Annotated in this window: 14 protein-coding genes and 1 pseudogene; 4 read left to right on the plus strand and 11 right to left on the minus strand. The window is 29.2% G+C overall.

Annotated features, from left to right (window positions below; all coding sequences use genetic code 11):
• Both BVC87_RS22125 and BVC87_RS22130 read right to left on the minus strand, forming a co-directional pair.
• On the minus strand, positions 1 to 633 hold a 633-nt coding region (locus BVC87_RS22125), incomplete at its 3' end, for a LytR/AlgR family response regulator transcription factor (RefSeq protein WP_075344586.1).
• Positions 626 to 1,753 (minus strand): sensor histidine kinase, encoded by a 1,128-nt coding sequence (locus BVC87_RS22130; protein WP_075344587.1) that lies wholly within the window; start codon positions 1,751 to 1,753, stop codon positions 626 to 628. The genes BVC87_RS22130 and BVC87_RS22125, both read right to left, overlap by 8 nt.
• Positions 1,754 to 1,946: 193 nt before the next feature.
• Here BVC87_RS22130 and BVC87_RS22135 point away from each other — a divergent pair, with 193 nt between their 5' ends.
• Positions 1,947 to 4,379, plus strand: a complete 2,433-nt coding sequence (locus tag BVC87_RS22135; RefSeq protein ID WP_075344588.1) for a TonB-dependent receptor family protein — start codon at positions 1,947 to 1,949, stop codon at positions 4,377 to 4,379.
• A 46-nt stretch (positions 4,380 to 4,425) separates the two neighbouring features.
• Here the strand turns inward: BVC87_RS22135 and BVC87_RS22140 are convergent, their stop codons facing one another.
• Positions 4,426 to 5,103, minus strand: coding sequence for a hypothetical protein (locus BVC87_RS22140; RefSeq protein WP_143569883.1), 678 nt, complete (start codon positions 5,101 to 5,103; stop codon positions 4,426 to 4,428).
• A gap of 223 nt (positions 5,104 to 5,326) precedes the next feature.
• Here BVC87_RS22140 and BVC87_RS22145 point away from each other — a divergent pair, with 223 nt between their 5' ends.
• Entirely contained in the window at positions 5,327 to 5,818 is a 492-nt protein-coding gene (locus tag BVC87_RS22145) for a DinB family protein (RefSeq protein WP_075344590.1), read from the plus strand.
• Positions 5,819 to 5,824: 6 nt separating this feature from the next.
• On the opposite strand, the gene BVC87_RS22150 is transcribed toward BVC87_RS22145, so the two are convergent.
• Positions 5,825 to 6,784, minus strand: coding sequence for a glycosyltransferase family 2 protein (locus BVC87_RS22150; protein ID WP_083629702.1), 960 nt, complete (start codon positions 6,782 to 6,784; stop codon positions 5,825 to 5,827).
• A gap of 64 nt (positions 6,785 to 6,848) precedes the next feature.
• On the opposite strand from BVC87_RS22150, the gene BVC87_RS22155 reads away from it, so the two are divergent.
• Together BVC87_RS22155 and BVC87_RS22160 are read left to right on the plus strand one after the other, a co-directional pair.
• Positions 6,849 to 8,903 (plus strand): tetratricopeptide repeat protein, encoded by a 2,055-nt coding sequence (locus BVC87_RS22155; protein WP_075344591.1) that lies wholly within the window; start codon positions 6,849 to 6,851, stop codon positions 8,901 to 8,903.
• Entirely contained in the window at positions 8,896 to 9,486 is a 591-nt protein-coding gene (locus BVC87_RS22160; protein WP_075344592.1) for a class I SAM-dependent methyltransferase, read from the plus strand. Before BVC87_RS22155 ends, BVC87_RS22160 begins: the two co-directional genes overlap by 8 nt.
• Here the strand turns inward: BVC87_RS22160 and BVC87_RS22165 are convergent, their stop codons facing one another.
• The 7 genes and pseudogenes from BVC87_RS22165 to BVC87_RS23935 form a co-directional block, all read right to left on the minus strand.
• A complete protein-coding gene (locus BVC87_RS22165; RefSeq protein WP_075344593.1) occupies positions 9,487 to 10,281 on the minus strand; it encodes a glycosyltransferase in 795 nt (264 codons plus the stop codon).
• A gap of 33 nt (positions 10,282 to 10,314) precedes the next feature.
• On the minus strand, positions 10,315 to 11,466 hold the full coding sequence (locus BVC87_RS22170; protein ID WP_075344594.1) for a gliding motility-associated C-terminal domain-containing protein: 1,152 nt from the start codon (positions 11,464 to 11,466) through the stop codon (positions 10,315 to 10,317).
• A 294-nt stretch (positions 11,467 to 11,760) separates the two neighbouring features.
• Positions 11,761 to 12,513: a hypothetical protein gene (locus tag BVC87_RS22175; RefSeq protein ID WP_075344595.1), complete on the minus strand. Its 753-nt coding sequence runs from the start codon at positions 12,511 to 12,513 to the stop codon at positions 11,761 to 11,763.
• Positions 12,514 to 12,531: 18 nt separating this feature from the next.
• Positions 12,532 to 14,445, minus strand: coding sequence for a hypothetical protein (locus tag BVC87_RS22180; RefSeq protein WP_075344596.1), 1,914 nt, complete (start codon positions 14,443 to 14,445; stop codon positions 12,532 to 12,534).
• Positions 14,446 to 14,453: 8 nt separating this feature from the next.
• Positions 14,454 to 14,861, minus strand: coding sequence for a hypothetical protein (locus BVC87_RS22185; RefSeq protein ID WP_075344597.1), 408 nt, complete (start codon positions 14,859 to 14,861; stop codon positions 14,454 to 14,456).
• Between the two features lie 266 nt (positions 14,862 to 15,127).
• Positions 15,128 to 16,690: a hypothetical protein gene (locus BVC87_RS22190; protein ID WP_075344598.1), complete on the minus strand. Its 1,563-nt coding sequence runs from the start codon at positions 16,688 to 16,690 to the stop codon at positions 15,128 to 15,130.
• A gap of 11 nt (positions 16,691 to 16,701) precedes the next feature.
• A pseudogene (locus tag BVC87_RS23935) lies at positions 16,702 to 17,305 on the minus strand (collagen-like protein); the annotation flags it as partial.

The following is a 17,305-nucleotide window of genomic DNA, read 5'->3' on the forward strand; positions in this document are numbered from 1 at the left end:
AATCTCTAATTCATGACTACTCGCGGAATCTATTTTGGAAAGTGAAACTATATATGACTTATGAACCCGTAGAAAACAAGCAGAACTTAATTTACTCAATACATTTTTTAAGTAAAGTAATGTAATATATCTTTCTTTTGTGGTTTGTATAATTACATAGTTTTGCATCGCTTGAACAAAAAGAATATCATTTAATAATATTTTAATGTAACGTCCGTCAGACTTTATAAAAAAACATTCTTCTTCAGTTTCAACATTCTTAGTATGATTTGACTGTAAATTATATATTTTTTTAGCTTTTGATACAGCGGCAAAAAATCGATTGAATGCTATAGGTTTTAATAAATAATCCAATACATTTAATTCAAATCCTTCTAAAGCATAATTAGGATAAGCAGTAGTTAAGATAGTAAGTGGTGGGTTATCTATAATTTTTAAAAACTCTAAACCATTCATTAATGGCATTTGAATATCTAAAAAAAGTAAATCAATTTTTACTGTATTAATGATATCATGTAATTCTAAAGCAGATGCACATGTACCGATGCAATTTAGAAAATCAATTTGTTTTATATAATTTTCTATACATTCTCTAGCTAAAGGTTCATCATCTACAACAAAACAATTAATCATATACTATATCTTTTTGGGTTATTTGTAAATCTCTCACAAGAGTAATTCTAAGGCTAATTTTATACTCTTCTTCAATTTTATTAATATCTAATTTATATTGCCTAGGATATAGTAAATCAAGCCTTCTTTTAACATTTTTTAAGCCTAATCCTTTATAGATACAATCATTTAACAACATATTGGCTTGTTGGTTTGTACTATTTCTGATATTAAATTCAATAGTATCATTTTCAACTTTAATTTCAATAGAAATCCATTTCTTTTTCTTTTGATTTTCACTAACATGTTTAAATGCATTTTCTACAAATGGAATTAAAATAAAAGGAGCTACATGTAAATTATTACAATCAATAGGATAAGATTCTTTCAAATTGAAATTTGTATTCTGACGTAGACTTTCTAACTCTATAAAGCTTTGAATATATTTTATTTCTTCCTTTAACGAAATAAATTCAGCATTACATTCATAAAGTTGATATCTCAATAAATTTGAGAATTTTACCAAAGATTCTGAAGCCATTTCTGTATTCTTATCAATCAGCACAAATATTGAATTGATAGTATTGAATAAGAAATGTGGGTTGAATTGTGATTTTAGAAATTTAAGTTCTGTTTCTAGCTTTTCTTTTTCTAGTACCTGTTGAAGTTTTTGAGAAGCTAACCAATTTTTAGATAGTTTTATAGTCATTCCTAACGTAAGAGAAGCTACACAAGAAGGAAATGCATTACGTTTGAAAATAGTAATTGCTGACGGAGGTGATATTTTAAAAACTTCGTAAACCGTCTGATTTGTAAATGAACTAGCAAAATAATAATTAAGAGTTATCAATAAACTTTCCGTAAATAAAACACCTAAAAGACTTATGAAAAAATAGAAATACGCTCTTTTTTTTAAAAACTTTGGAATTAGATAGTATAAGCTAAAATAAACTCCTAATGCTTGAAACAATACATATCCTAAAAATTTGATTAAACCATGTGGTGTTATCAATGTTTTAAGAATACTAAATATATCTCCTGTATACAAGGTCCACCAAAAAATATGATATAGTGCCCAGAACAGTATATGATGAACTTTATACTTTATTAAATAATTATATATGTGTTTTACAGAAAGCATACCTAAACACTAAGTTACATTAAAATTGTAAGAACAAATTAGTTTTTGACAAGTGGTTATAAATTATTGATAAAAGGTAATTTTTCTACTTATATAGTGCTTATTTGGATTTCAGCAATGAAAATAAGTCGTTTGTCAATTGAATTTTTATTTGAATATGTATCACTTCATTTTTGGTTAAAATCAAATAATTATGAAGTCTTATATTTTTTATTTTGTGTTCTTTATCTTCTGTAAATGCTATGCTCAACTCAAAGGGAAAGTGTTAAATACGTTAAATGAACCCATAGCTTATGCTAATGTAATTTTATTCAATAGTAAAGATAAATCAGTTGTTAAAGGCATAATTACGAATGAAGAAGGAGACTTTGAGATTCATACGGTCAATTCAGGGAATTATTTCTTAAAAGTAGATTTATTGACTTACAATAGCTGGCAATCTAAAGTATTCATATATAAGCTTAATGAAGAGAAAATATTTCCCAAGATAATTTTAAAAGAATCGTCTGAGTTATTAGATGAAGTTACTATAAACTCAACAAAAAAATTAATTAAAAATACAAGAGAAGGAAATATCCTTAATGTACAAGAAAGTATTTTGACTAAAGGAAGCTCTGTTTTGCAATTATTAGAACGCTCTCCAGGCGTAATTTTAGATCAACGTAATAATAGTTTTTCGTTGAATGGTAAATCAAATACTACTATTATGATCAACGGAAAAGTTATTCGTATTCCAACTTCAGAAATTATTTCTATGCTAAATGGAATGAGTGCTGATACTATTGAAAAAATAGAACTATTAACGAATCCTTCATCTCGTTATGATGCTGATGGTAATGCTGGAATCATCAATATTGTTACTTCTAAAAATGAAAATATAGGATTTAAAGGAAGCACAAATATTTCTTTGGGTTACGGGACTGGAGAAAAGCAAACTACAAGTTTATCTTTAAATTATGGAGAGGAAAAAATAAGTACTTATGGCTCATATTCTTTTTCTTATGATGATACTCTTGATGGTTGGAGAGGGGTTGGTAGTACTAATATTCCAGTGTTTAATGGTGTCACTTTTATAGATTTTTCAAGTAAAACAACAAGGATAAATAGAAGTCATAATCTAAATTTAGGTTTGGATTATCAAATCAATACATCTAAGATTTTAGGAGCTAGTTTTCTTTTTAATGCATCTAGTCCTAATATAAATACGAATAATTTGGGCTTATATAATTTTCAAGTTAATCCATTTCTAGATGCACGTATTCATTTGAATGCTAATGGAAATTGGAAGAATTATAATGTTTCTTCTTTTTTTGAAACTTCTTTTAATAAAAGTACGTTAACTACTACAGTTGATTATATACATTATAACAATCAAACACCAAATTTTGTGAAAAGCCTTTATTTTGATGAAAATGGGCAATCATTTCAACCTGACGGTGATATTTATAATACTGGAAATAGAGGAACAAATGAAACCAATATAAATATTGGAGTTGTAAAGTTAGATTATAAGAAAAATATTAATGAAAAATTCACTTTTGAAACAGGGGTAAAAGGATCTGCTTCTAAAACTATCAATAAAGCTAAGATAGAAATAGAACAAAATGGGATATTTGTTAGTGATGATAGGTTTATAAACGATTTAGAATCTGAAGAACAAATAGGAGCCGTTTATACTCAAGGGAATTATGATATAAATGATAAGTATAATCTACAAATAGGTTTTAGATATGAGTATTGGAATCAAGTTTTTGACGATACTAGTTTAAATAGAAGTTTTGGAAAAATTTTTCCATCAATATTTTTAACAAAGAAAATTTCCGATACAAAAAATTGGAACTTAGCTTATACTAAAAGAATAACACGTCCAAATTATGTTGATTTGGCTTCTTACTTGACATATAATTCCCCTACATCAGTTTTTACGGGAAACCCTCAGCTTCTACCAGCTATCACTAATTCTTTAAATTTTACGTTTAATTATAAATCGTATAATTTTTCATTGATAGGAACATTAGAAGATTCGCCTATTGCATACTATCAAGTTACAGAAGATAGTCGTAGTGATTTAGCAATCATAGCTCCGCAAAATTTAGAATTTCAAAATAGTTTAGATTTTCAAACTAATATTCCATTGCGAATAACGAATTGGTGGAATATGAATTTTAATGGAACTATAGGTTATAGAACTTTTAAATTACAACATACTCCAATTCCTACGGTTAATGATTATATACATTATAACTTTAATGGAAGTCAATCTTTTAAAGTTAACGACAAGCTGAGCCTAGAGTTGTCAGGTTGGTATACATCTAATCATTTTAATGGCTCTTCTGAAGTTAGTGGTTTTGGAGCTTTGAATGCAGGAATTAAAAAAAGCTTTAAAAATGGATCTAATATACAATTTTCAGTAACAGATATCTTACAAAGTATTATTATTGAAGCTACTATTGGGAGTTTAACACAAGAGGCTTACGATAATTTCTTTTCAGTAAATTACCAACCAGAATCTACTAGAGCTTCAATTTTTCGATTAAGTTATACATATTCATTTGGTAATTCTAAGATAAAAGAAGGAAGTTCAAGAACAGGAGCAGGTGATGAAAATTCAAGAATACAAAACTAATTATAAAAGTAGCACCTGATTATTATCAGGCGCTACTATTTAAAATTTATCTTCTACTTCTTTTAGAAAGTTCATTTTCTTTTTTCTTCTTTATTTTTCTTCTTTTTATCAACTTACTCCTTTTTCCAATGGAAGCGTTAGGAACAGCTCTATAATAATAGAAATCATCATCTTCTCTTATTTGTCTATAATTTTTACTAAAAGAATTTCTATAGAAATAAACATCATCATAGTCATATATGTCATCAATATCGACATCTAGATCAACACTACAATTTCTATCATCATATCTATCGTTATCATAGTAGTAATATCTATTACTTTTAACATGCCCTCTAAATATTGGATTACCCCATCTATCATATTTAATAAATAAATTTCCTACTCGAGTTAATTGTCCAAATCTATAGTTCATATATACATTACCAATTCTTTTCACATTTCCTCTACGATCGTAATTGACAAATACATTACCAATTCTTCTAACTCTTCCTCTATGATCTCGTTTAATTCTAATTCCATAATTATACCTAGAATTTCGATGTGTATTAAAATCAAAATCACCATTTAAGAAAACGTGGAATTTAACTCCTCTTTCAACAAAGGTTACAGCGTCATTAAAACGATTGTTAACCCCAATTTTGGTTGTTGATATAGTTTTGGTACTTGCATTCGCAAAGGTTAAAGACATAAATGTCATTAGTAAAATAATTTGTTTTTTCATAATTACCATATTTAGGGTTATGCTTACTCTATTTGCTTTTCAGCTACCGCATTTGTAATATACTTTTCAAACAACATGCCAAAAAAATATTGATACAATAAGTTTTGATGATCTTTATTGGTAATAATGTTGAGTTTGATCAATTGTAGTAAGGTTTAATCCCTTTTTCAAATTATTTTTAAATTTATTTTTGATATTGAAAAAATATTATGATTTTTGAGTAATGATTGACGCCATAGAGAAAAATCTTCAAAGAGGTATTAAATTACTAAACTCAATTTCAGATGAACAGTATAGTGATTGTTCTGTTCCTCCTTATAATTCTAGTATAGGAAATAATATGAGACATATCTTAGATGTGTTTTCTTGTATTTTTAAAGGAATTGAAAAAAGAGAGATAGATTTTTCTGATCGAGAAAGAAATGAATTAGCACAGATCAAAACCGAAAGTGGTATAGCTTATTTTAATGATATAATAGATCAATTAAAATCAATTAAAGATTCGGATTTTAATACTATAGTGAGCGTAACTGATGATTTAGGTACCGGAAAAATTACTACAAATTATACCTTAGGAAGTGCATTAGTTCAGGCGCATAGTCATGCAATTCATCATTATGCAAGTATTGGTTTTATCATTGAAAAACTAGGAATAGAATTACCTGACGCTGATTTCGGTTATAATCCAACAACGCCAAGAGCGGTAAGCCAATAAAATTACTTATTTATTTTTTGGGGCATTTGAAATATCTATTTGAATTGCCTGTAATAACAATTGAAAACCTAAAATTAAAGATAAGGTTATAATCATGATGGTACCAGTAGGGGTAAATGTATTATTAGCACTATGATAGATCCAAGTTTTTATACCGAAAATAATTCCAAATAAAAATAGTGGTAACCCTAAGAGAAGATAAACAGATCCGATATTAAAATCATATAAGAAGTATCTTTTTATAATTCGTTTGATAAACGTTTTGCTCAGATTTTTAGAAAAAATAAACAACATTTTAAATACATTCATATTAGATTGTTCATCACCATAAATTGCGGGCATGGAAACATCTATAATTTTGGTTTCTTGAAAATAAAATTCAGCAAGCATAGAGGTTTCAAAATAATATCGGTTATGTATTTTTGAAAAATCTATTTCTTTTAACAAAGAAGTTTTAATAGCTAAGAAACCATTAGTGGGATCGAAATTATGCCAATAACCAGTAGCAACTTTGGTTAGGAAAGAAAGCCCTAAGTTTCCAAATTTTCTTGAAAAAGGCATTACTTTTAATGCTTTCAAGTCTTTAAATCGATTTCCTTTGGTAACTTGGCTTTTGTTTTCCAATAATGGATTTAATAAGTCAGGTAAATATTTTAAATCCATTTGATCATCGGCATCTACTTTAATAACAATATCAAAATTTGCATGTAAAGCATAATTAAAACCATTCTTTGTAGCACCACCAACTCCTAAATTCTCTTCATTTTCAAGATAAATTAATTCTATATTATGGTTGTTATTGTTTTCAATCTGACTTTTAGGTAACTCTTCTTTACTCTTATCATCAACAATGATTATTGCCTTAATATAATTAGGGACTTTAGAAATTACTCTAGGTATTTGTTTAGAAGCATTATAGTATGGAATTACTATGGCAATATTTATGTCAGAAAAAGTAAAATTCATCCTACAAATTTTAAGCTAAAATTTAGTAATTTGGGTTTCGTAAAAACTAATATAGCCCTTTTTTATGAATGAAAATAAAAGAAATATTTTACTCTTAGCTTTCTTACTTTTTATAGGCTTACTTCTTACATATTCTAACCATTTTAAAAACGGATTTCATTTTGATGATAGCCATGCTATTGTTAATAATGTTAATATTAGAAGTCTTAAAAATATTCCTAAGTTTTTTGTTGATAAAAAATTGGTAAGCGCATCAAAAGATCATTGGGGATTACGTCCTGTAGTTACCACTACCTTAGCTATAGATTATTGGTTAGGAGGTGGACTAAATCCTTTTTATTTTCATTTATCTACTTTTCTAGTTTTTATATCTCTTTTGATATTGTTGTATTTTATTTTTCAAAAAATACTCTCATTTAGTATAGACCATCCATGGAGAAACTATATTGCTCTATTGGCAGTTGGATGGTACGGAATACATACAGTTAATGCAGAAACAATCAATTATATTATTTCAAGGTCAGATGTATTATCTACATTTTTTATTGTAGTTTCTTTTAGTCTTTATGTATTTGTACCTAAAGCTAGAAAAACATATTTATATGTTTTACCTGCTGCAATTGGAGTTTTGGCAAAAGAAACAATCATTGTATTACCGATGGTATTGTTTGTTTATATTTTCTTTTTTGAAAAAGATAAGACAGTACTAGATTTTTTTAAAATTAAAAACACAAAAACCAGTCTCAATATAATACTAAAACTACTTCCATTAATTATAGCGATAGTATTAGTACAATCATATACGTTACTAAAAACTGGTTCAATTGCTGGTTTATCTAATAACCCAATCCATTATATACAAACACAGCCCTTTGTTTGGTTTCATTATTTTGTTAGTTTTTTCCTTCCTTTTAGCTTAAGTGGAGATACTGATTGGACTATAATAACCAATATTTTTGATGATAGAATAATAGCTGGTTTTTTATTTTTAGCAGCTTTAATTTATATAACAATAAAAACGTCAATTAATAAAAAAACTAGACCAATAGCTTTTGGGTTAATCTGGTTTATGTTTGCATTACTACCAACCTCTTTAGCTCCATTGTCAGAGGTAATGAATGATCACAGAATGTTTTTTCCTTTTATAGGATTAACATTTAGTATTACTTATGCGTTAGGATTATATTTGTTAAAGTTTGAAGGGGTATTTAAAGAAAAAAAATGGTCACTTAATGTATTACGATTTGGGATATTCTTAATTTTATTTGCTTACGCTTTTGGAACATTTCAAAGAAATAAAGTATGGCTTAATGATGAAACTTTCTGGTTAGATGTAACCGAAAAGAGTCCTAAAAATGGTAGAGGACTTATGAATTATGGATTATCTCAAATGAGGAAAGGAAACTATCCCGTAGCTTTAGATTATTTTACCAGAGCATTACAGATTAAGCCAAATTATTATATTTTGCACATTAATCTAGGAATACTTAATGCTAGTATGAATAAAAAGAAGGAAGCAGAAGAGTATTTTAATACAGCAATTGCTTTAAGACCTGATGATGATAAACCGTATTACTATTATGCAAGAAATTTAAATAGTGAAGGTAGCTTTGATAAAGCTAAAGTAAATAGTGAAAAGGCTTTAAGTATTAATCCTTATAATTTAAGTAATCTAGAATTATTAATTCAAATTTATTATAATTTGAAAGATTGGGAAAACTTGAAAAATGTAGTGTATAAAACTTTACAAGTAGACTCTAATAATCAATTAGCATTAAAATATAATGACCTAGCCAAAGTTAAGAAAGATATTTTAGTTGTTAAGAAAGAGGAAATAGAGTCTAATCCCTCAGCTGAAGGATTTTTAGGATTAAGCTTACTTTATTATAAACGAGGAATGTTTAGTGAATGTATTAAAGCTTGTGAAAAAGCTTTAGCAATAAAACCAGATTATGCTGAAGCGTATAATAATATTTGCAGTGCTTATTCTTCGATGAAACAATATAGTGAAGCAATGAAAGCATGTGAAAAGGCATTAGCGTTAAAACCTAATTTTGTAAGAGCTAAAAATAATTTGAACTACGCTAAAAACCAGTTTAATTCAAAAACAAATGAGTAAGAATACTATTGACAAAGATTATACTAAAAGATTAGTTAATAAGCAATATGCTTGGTGGAAAACGCTACTTGATGTTCAAGCACCGTATAGGTATAATATTAATAAATTAGATCTTGGCTTTATTTTAGATTTAGGATGTGGAATAGGTAGAAATTTAATACATATTAATGGAAATGGAGTAGGGGTAGATCATAATAAAGATTCTGTAGATATTTGTAAAAAGAAAGGCTTGATAGCATTTACTAATGAAGAATTTTTTAAATCAAAATATAAAAAGGAAAATTATTTTGATTCTATTTTATTAGCTCACGTAGCTGAGCATATGACAGAACATCAAGCTGTAGATTTACTAAAAGAATATTTACCCTTTTTAAAATCCAACGGTAAAGTTGTGGTTATAACTCCACAAGAAGCTGGATACAAATCTGATCAAACGCATATTCAATTTACAGATTTTGATGTTGTAAAAAGGATTTTTAGTAATTTAGGATTAAAAGAAAAAAAATACTACTCTTTTCCTTTTCCGAGAGTACTTGGAAAAGTATTTAAGCATAACGAATTTATCTCTGTAGGTGAAAAATAATTACACTAAATTATCTTTATGTCCAAAAGAGTAGAACCACATAATTAGTTTAGCAATTTTATTTCCCCATATACTTTTAAAAACTTCAAACTCTTCTTGCGCTCTTATTCCAGAATGTAAGGAAACTGAAGTTTCTGAACTTTCATGAATTCTATGCTGAATCAGTTTTTTATTAATAAAAGTAAAGTTTCCTTTATAATTAGCAAGCTTTAACCAAGCTAACCAATCTAATACACATTTATGAGTAGGAGAGAATAAATTGTTAGAGTCTTTAATTTTTTCTAAATTAAAGGTAACGGAAGGACAGCAAATAGCATCTCCAAAGACTAAAATACTTTTTTTAAGAAAAGTACTTTTGTGTGTAGATTTTAGTAAAAAAGGAAGAAGTAATGTTTTTTTAACTAGATAATTTAACGATTTTTTTCTGATTTTATTTCCTACTAAATCTTGATAATTAGTAAATAAAATTAATGAATTTTTGTTTTTTTCTGCAGCTGCAATAATATTTTGTGTGTAATCTATTTTATAAATATCATCTTGATGTGCTATTGTAGCTAGCTTAGTTTTAACCTTGGATAATGCAAAATTCCAGTCGTTTCCTATGCCATTTTTGCCACTATTATTAATAAAGTACTCTATATTATATTTTTCAGCTATTCTCCTTGTGGTCTCAGTTGGTGTAGATGTGGTGATAATAATTTTACTTTGAACAGCTTGTTTTTTGAGATTCAAAATACAAGATTCAAGAAAGGGAGATTCTTTATAAGCAGGTATTGTAAAAGTATGTATGTGCAAAGGTTAATGAATAATAAAACAAAAATAGAATTATTAATTTATATATACCCACCCTTTTACTTCTCTATCTAATTTTTCATTACCAAATTTAAGTATATAGAAGTAAGTTCCTGTAGGTAGTTTATTGTCACTACCTAATGTAGCTCTACCTGTTGAAACTCCTTGCCAATTATTTTCATAATTATCCACTTCATGTACTACATTTCCCCAACGGTTAAATATGATTAATTGATTTTTTTCAAAAAGATCTAAACCATTGAAAACTAAAGATTCGTTTTTATCATTTCCATCGGGTGATACTAAATAGTTTTCTCCACCAGATAATTCAATGTCAGAAAATATAGATCCAATAGTAATTATTTCATATTGATCAGGAACAAATCTATCTGAAGTGATTCTTCCATTGCTTGTATCTCCTTCTGTATTAATGTTTCCAAGATTTACCCACCTATCTTCTGCTTTACTCCAACCAACTACGCGTAAAAAATCTAAAACAGAAGAAATATTTTCTATATCACTTTGTAGATCCCAAGTAAGCGTAACGATAGTTTCAGTTGCACCATCTAAATCCCAAAATTCATAATTACTAATATTTTTTATGAAAACTTGTTTTTCATCTGTAGAAAATAATTCAGAAAAGGTAGTAGGTGTATTTGGATTTTCGTAAAAGTATGCACCATTAAAGTATACTTCTTGATTTTGAACTGGTGTAATCATTGGTCGTAATCTGTCATCATCTCCAATAGGGAAGACAAACTCTTTATTGCTAGTTACAGATGTATACCCGTCAATATGTCTACTATCATCTTCACCAACATAAAAATCATGTCTAATAAAATCTAAAGAAGTCGGTACAATATCTCTTGGAGTTATTACTTTTCCATTTACAAAAGCTAATTCGTTAGTAACACCTAGTGAAGTGTTTAATTGTAAGTTATTTATGGCATCTATTTCAACATCTTCAAATACGGGTCTATTTTGTCCTGAAATAACACGAACTTCATTGTCACTGTAAAAACCAGCAAAACCTTCATTATCATCAAATTTTCCGTCATTTATTACATCTGTATGGAAGCCTATAGAAGCATCATTATGCATTTGAATGTCTCCAAAATTTTTAAAAGCTACGGTTTGAGCATTGATTGCCAGTACCATAAATAATGGTATAACATGAAAAACTTTCATTGTTCAGGAATTATTAATATTTACTACTTTCTATTATAAATTTAAAAAACAATACACTTGTTTATTAAATACACTCAAAATTAATTAAATAGATTGAATTAATCTATCGAATTCGATGAATTACATCTAGTTTTAGGTTAATTGCAGTATTAACTAAGCAAGTTTCCCTTTTAAATGCTGAAAAACAGTGTTAAATTGATGAAATAATACTGTTATTTCTATTCATAAATTGAGACCCTAAAGAGGTTTTCAGGTCACATTTTAAAAAATTGAAGTAAATATTTGAAATTGAAGTTATTTGTAAGCAGTATAAAAAACGACTAAACTTTCGTTTAATATATCTGTAGGTTGTACATTTACTTTTGGATCTGTACTATTATTAGTAACGGTACCCAATGTGTAACTTACACTTATAGTAAAGCCATTAGAATTGAATGAAGAAAAGCTTCCTGTAATTTTACCAAGGTCTAAACCATTTTGATCACCATATCTCACACCTAAGCAATTACTAGTGCTGGCAAAACGTGAAATATCATTTATAGAATTACCATGACCTCCAACATAAATTACTTGTTGCGTAGTACTTCCTCCAGTATTTAGTCTAACAAAACCATTCATGGTACCAAAAGAGTTATCAATTCCTCTATCGTTATTATTATTTCCTGACGGAAAAGTATTTCCATTATCTGAATCTATTCCATCTTCTGCTTCAATATTAGCATGAGCAACAAAAGTAATTTGGCTAGGTTGAAATGGAATTCCAGTGACTATTCTATCAAAAGTTGTGTTAGTAGTACCTCCAGGAGCATTAATAGTAAAGGCACCAACATGAATACTAGGAGTAGTTCTTAATGCAATCCAATTAGCTCCATCATAATAATAAAATATTTTTTCATTTGTACTATAAGCTACTGTAGCTTCTACAGGAGAAGCAATACTTGTGATTTCTGATGTTGTACCACTAGGGAAACCAGAAACAGGAACACCAGAGAATACCTGAGCATTTAGTAGGGGAGTAATTAGTAAAATAAAAATCAAATATTTCATAATAATGTGAGAGGTTAATTAAATTCCTTTTTTAATAGCTGTAGTTTTGGACAAAATTCTTTTAAGTAGATTTAAAATCTCTGTTTGTCTTTCCTCAGTAGCTTGAATAGTTGAATTTTGAGTTGTGTTAGTTATATTGAGTGTTGGGTTGGTACCATTCATTTGTTTTAAAATACCTACATTTTTCTGTAAAATCTTTTTAGTTAAAAATATCATTTCTTCCTGATTAACTGATGTTGAAGGGTTGATAATAGGAGCTTGATATGCTACAAATTTGTAAATATCTTCAGGACCAGAAAAATCTTGAATTGTTGCCCAATTGGTATATCCATCTCGGGTAACTTCTAATCGAACTTGATTGCTAGCAAAAGTAGTGACACTACTGCTAGTGCCTGTAAAATTACTTTCGGATAGAAATACAGTAGATGTATTTAAATCGGTAATTAATAAATTAGCACTATTAATATTTGCTATTGATATAAATTTATAGAATTGTGAGGCATCTTGCAAGCCGACATCCAAATTATTTAAATCTGCTATTGAAGATGTTACATCTGATTCGACTTTTACAAACTTATCACAGGGAGATAATACAGCACCACCATTAAGTATGAGCTGATAATTATTAAGATCAATAATGTTTTCAGTTGGTGTAACAAAAAAAGTCGTTATATCAGGTTGATCAAGATTATTGATTTTATCAAGTTTTAGAAAGTCATAGATTTCGCACAGCGTTCGATTTGAAGATATTGTTACAGTTCTAGCTGTATGATTTACTGAAACTCCTGAATAGCTAGCAACAGTAGTAGTATTTGTTTCACTAATAAATTTATCATCAGAAACCACAATATTATCAGTTATAGGTGCTATAAAATCTCTAGTAACTGCAAAATAATTTTTTAAATAATCAGCAACAACTAGGGTAGAAGTACCCCTATCAAAATTAAGAGCTACGGAATTATCTATTTTTAATATCTCTTGTGTAGGTATTCCACCAGTAGCATTTGAGTTTAAACTATAATCAAACGTACCTGAATTATTGTTATACAGTAGAACATTTATATTATTAATAGGGACTAAATTTTCATCATTTACGACTACATCATGAGTATAAAACTCTTTTACTCTGTTAGCAGAACCACTATAACCTGTCCAACCAGATGGTTTGATAGGATTTACAAGAAGAAAGTCTACATTACGTTGACTAAATCTCCAATTAGTAGCATCCCAATCCATGTCAAAAGCTTTAAAATCTCCATTTGATCCTGAACCACCTACAATCTGAGTAACTCCTCTAAGTTTTAAATTTCTTATGATTTCTATATCACCAGCTGCTCTAGCACCAGGTTCAAAATTCAGAGCTCTATCGGCATTAATTGTAATATTTTCTAATGTGGTGTTAGTTTGAAAATGAAGGAAATCTGCACCTCCATAACCAGAAAAAGTAACATCTTGAAAATTGAAGGTATAATTCCCATTATTAAAAAAATCACTTCTACCACTAGTTACACCTAGTAAATAAAATACTCTAGTGAAGTTAGCTGTATAAGCACCATTATAAGAGTGTCCTTTTTCTATTCCTGTATAATGAATGGTGACATCAGTAAAAGTGACTGTAGTACCTCCTTGGGGTGCATATCTATAAATATCCGGAAAATGATATACAGCATTATTATCCGTCAAAGTTCCTGCTCCTTGAATTTTTAACTCAGCAGAAAAAGTAATATCTCTATTCACTACAGATCCAGTAGCTGGGTTAGCTTGTATAAAAGTTCTTAGTTGATCACCAGTAGTAGGACCAGTAATAAATATGGTAGGCCTATTTCCTCCAGGAAAACCCGTTGAACCTGCGGTTGGGTTAAAACTGATCTGAGCAATACTATTGAAAGAAAAGTATAATAGTAGTACAATTAAATACTTAATTTTTTTCATGTTGCTTTTTAAGAGTAAGTTAATCCTGTTATAGTTGTTAGATCATTAGGTTGTGTTCCTGTTCCCATAGCAAAAGTTTCATCATTTAAATTTGTTTTAGAGAAACGAGAAACCATCCAATCTGTAGTATTAATTCTAACGGATACGTAGTAGTAGTTTGAATCTTCAAAAAATAATTCATTGTCAACAATCACTTTAGTATTATCACTAAATAGTTTTACCCATTTCGAACCATCGTAATAATAAAATATTTTTTCATTAGTACTATAGGCCATTATACTTTCAGTGGTTGTTAAAGCCGTAATTTCAGCTGTAGTTCCTTTAGGATATCCTCCAACGGGTTCGCCTGGTAATACTTGACCCTCAATAGAAAAAAATGTGAAAAAAAATAAACAGAATAATACGTTATGTTTCATATGTTGGGGACTTTTGATTATTCAATACTTAAGTTAATTGATTTGTGTTAAGTATCTTATAAAGTATATGTTTTTATAAATTGGTATATGTATTATATCAAAATTCTATGTAATGATTATCTCATAACTAAATTTATATTATGAAAATAAGCATAACTCCTAAAGACAACTAATAAGGGGATTTAAACTAGAAACTTATACTAATTATATCTAAAAATGTATCAGCATATTGATTTTCAGTATTACAAGAAGACCAATATAATTTATTAATCTAATTTTTTTATAGTCATCCCTGTTGCATTTGCATCAATTATAACTTCTCCAGAACTACTAATGTTATTCTCTCTAATTTTTATTCCATAACTCTGAAAAGCAGATAGGTTTAGTAAAACAGTTCTAGATGCAGTGACATATCTTTGATTATTGTTTCCTATTAAAGTAACTATGCTTCCAGTGTTGGCTATAGGATTGTTATTTTGGCACACTACAATTTCAAGAGAGTTATTACCTCCAAAATCATTAGTGTTTTCTTTTCTTAGCGAAACAGTATAAGTAATTTCATATAAGCCCGCTTGAGTAACTTGAACTTGATCATTAGTAGTATTAGCAACTGACCCAGCTGAAACTCTAACAGAGTTCAAAGGGATAAGTGTACCATTAGCATTAAAATCAGATACTGTTAAAGTAGAGTCACTATTGTTAAACTTGTCAACGTAAGTAAGGTTTGAGCTTCCACCACCTCCAGAACTAGTACCTCCATTATTATTCATTTGATGCCAATTACTACCATTACTTTGAAGTTTTAAAGCACTATTAGCAGCTATAGAGTTAGCATTTGCGTTGGAAAGGTCAAGATAATTAGAGACAGTTACAGCATTATTAGTAGAGTTTTTAATTACATATTCTCTTCCAGTACAAGTATTAGCTCCAGGTAAAGTTATGGTGTGGTTTCCATTAATAATTATACTGTAATGATCTTCAGTTAGTGTTAAATTCCCTGTTGTAGTAAATACCGATTTAGAAAAAGAACCAGATACTTGAAGAGTAGAGTTAGCTATGTTGAATCCTGATTGCGGATCATTATAATCTGTATCAATAGCTACTCTTTGAGGATTTATATTAATACCAAATCGTGTTTTAGCGTTTTCTGTATTATTACTTCCTTGCACTCTAAAAAATTCAGTATGAAATTGAGAGCTTCTGTAGTCAAATCTTTTAAAAATCATAGGTTCCGAACCATCATCACCAATAATAAATTCCAACCTACCATCATTTGAAGGACCAGCAGACCCAATTTCAAAGAAGTCGGTTACACCAGAACTTCCTTTCAATCTAAAGCTTCCATTAGTGGTTGTAAAAAACATAGGTTTATAAAATGCTGCACCAGATGCAGCAAACTGTAATGCAGATATAGCTCCATTACCATTTAAATGTACCAAAGGTTGATTATCATCATTATAATCAAGAAACCCTTGTGTTAAACCTAGTGTTTGTCTTCTACCGAATTCTAATAAAGGCAAATTATTGGAACGTATTTGCATTCTTACATCATCAATTGTTCCTAAGAAATTTGAAGTAGTGGTCCCAGCGTTTCCAGTAAGCAACCAATTAGCACCACTTGTAGAAACCCAATTAGTACCATTATAATAATAAATAATTTTTTGGTCTGTACTGTAAGCTAAAGTTCCTTCAACAGGTGAACCAATAGCTGTAATCTGTGCAGTAGTACCGCTAGGTAATCCAGATACTGGTACCCCAGGAAATACTTGAGAAATTGCTGAAATAGTAAACAGCCCAAAAATAACAACAAGAATTTTTCTAAAAATCATGTAATATAACTTTATAAGTCTTCAATGGTAAAGTACCAATTTCGATCTACCAAATATAAAAATATATTAGATCCATATAATTGAACAGTAAAAGTTGTATTTGTTTGTGCTACAACTTGTCCAGTAACTTGTAAGCCTGTACTACTCAAAACGGTAACATGTACTATATAATCAGAATTACCTCTATCTGGAATAGTAACAGTGTAGTTACCAGCACTATTTCTTGTAACAGAAGTTACTCCTTGCGATCTTATTAATCTATCTACATCTGGTGTAGCAGCTGCACCATCAACTTTAGCAAAGGCTTTTATAAATGCATCTCCCGTTGGTCCAGTAGGTCCCGTAGCACCATCATTACCCGTAGGTCCTATTGGTCCTTGTGGTCCAGTTACTCCGTCGTTACCATCATTTCCTGTAGGCCCTATTGGTCCTTGCGGTCCAGTTACTCCGTCGTTACCATCATTACCCGTAGGTCCTATTGGTCCTTGTGGACCCGTTACTCCGTCATTTCCATCATTACCCGTAGGTCCTATTGGTCCTTGTGGTCCGGTTACACCATCGTTACCATCATTACCCGTAGGTCCTATTGGTCCTTGTGGTCCAGTTACTCCGTCA

The sequence above is a fragment of the Tenacibaculum agarivorans genome (assembly GCF_001936575.1).
GTDB lineage: Bacteria > Bacteroidota > Bacteroidia > Flavobacteriales > Flavobacteriaceae > Polaribacter > Polaribacter agarivorans.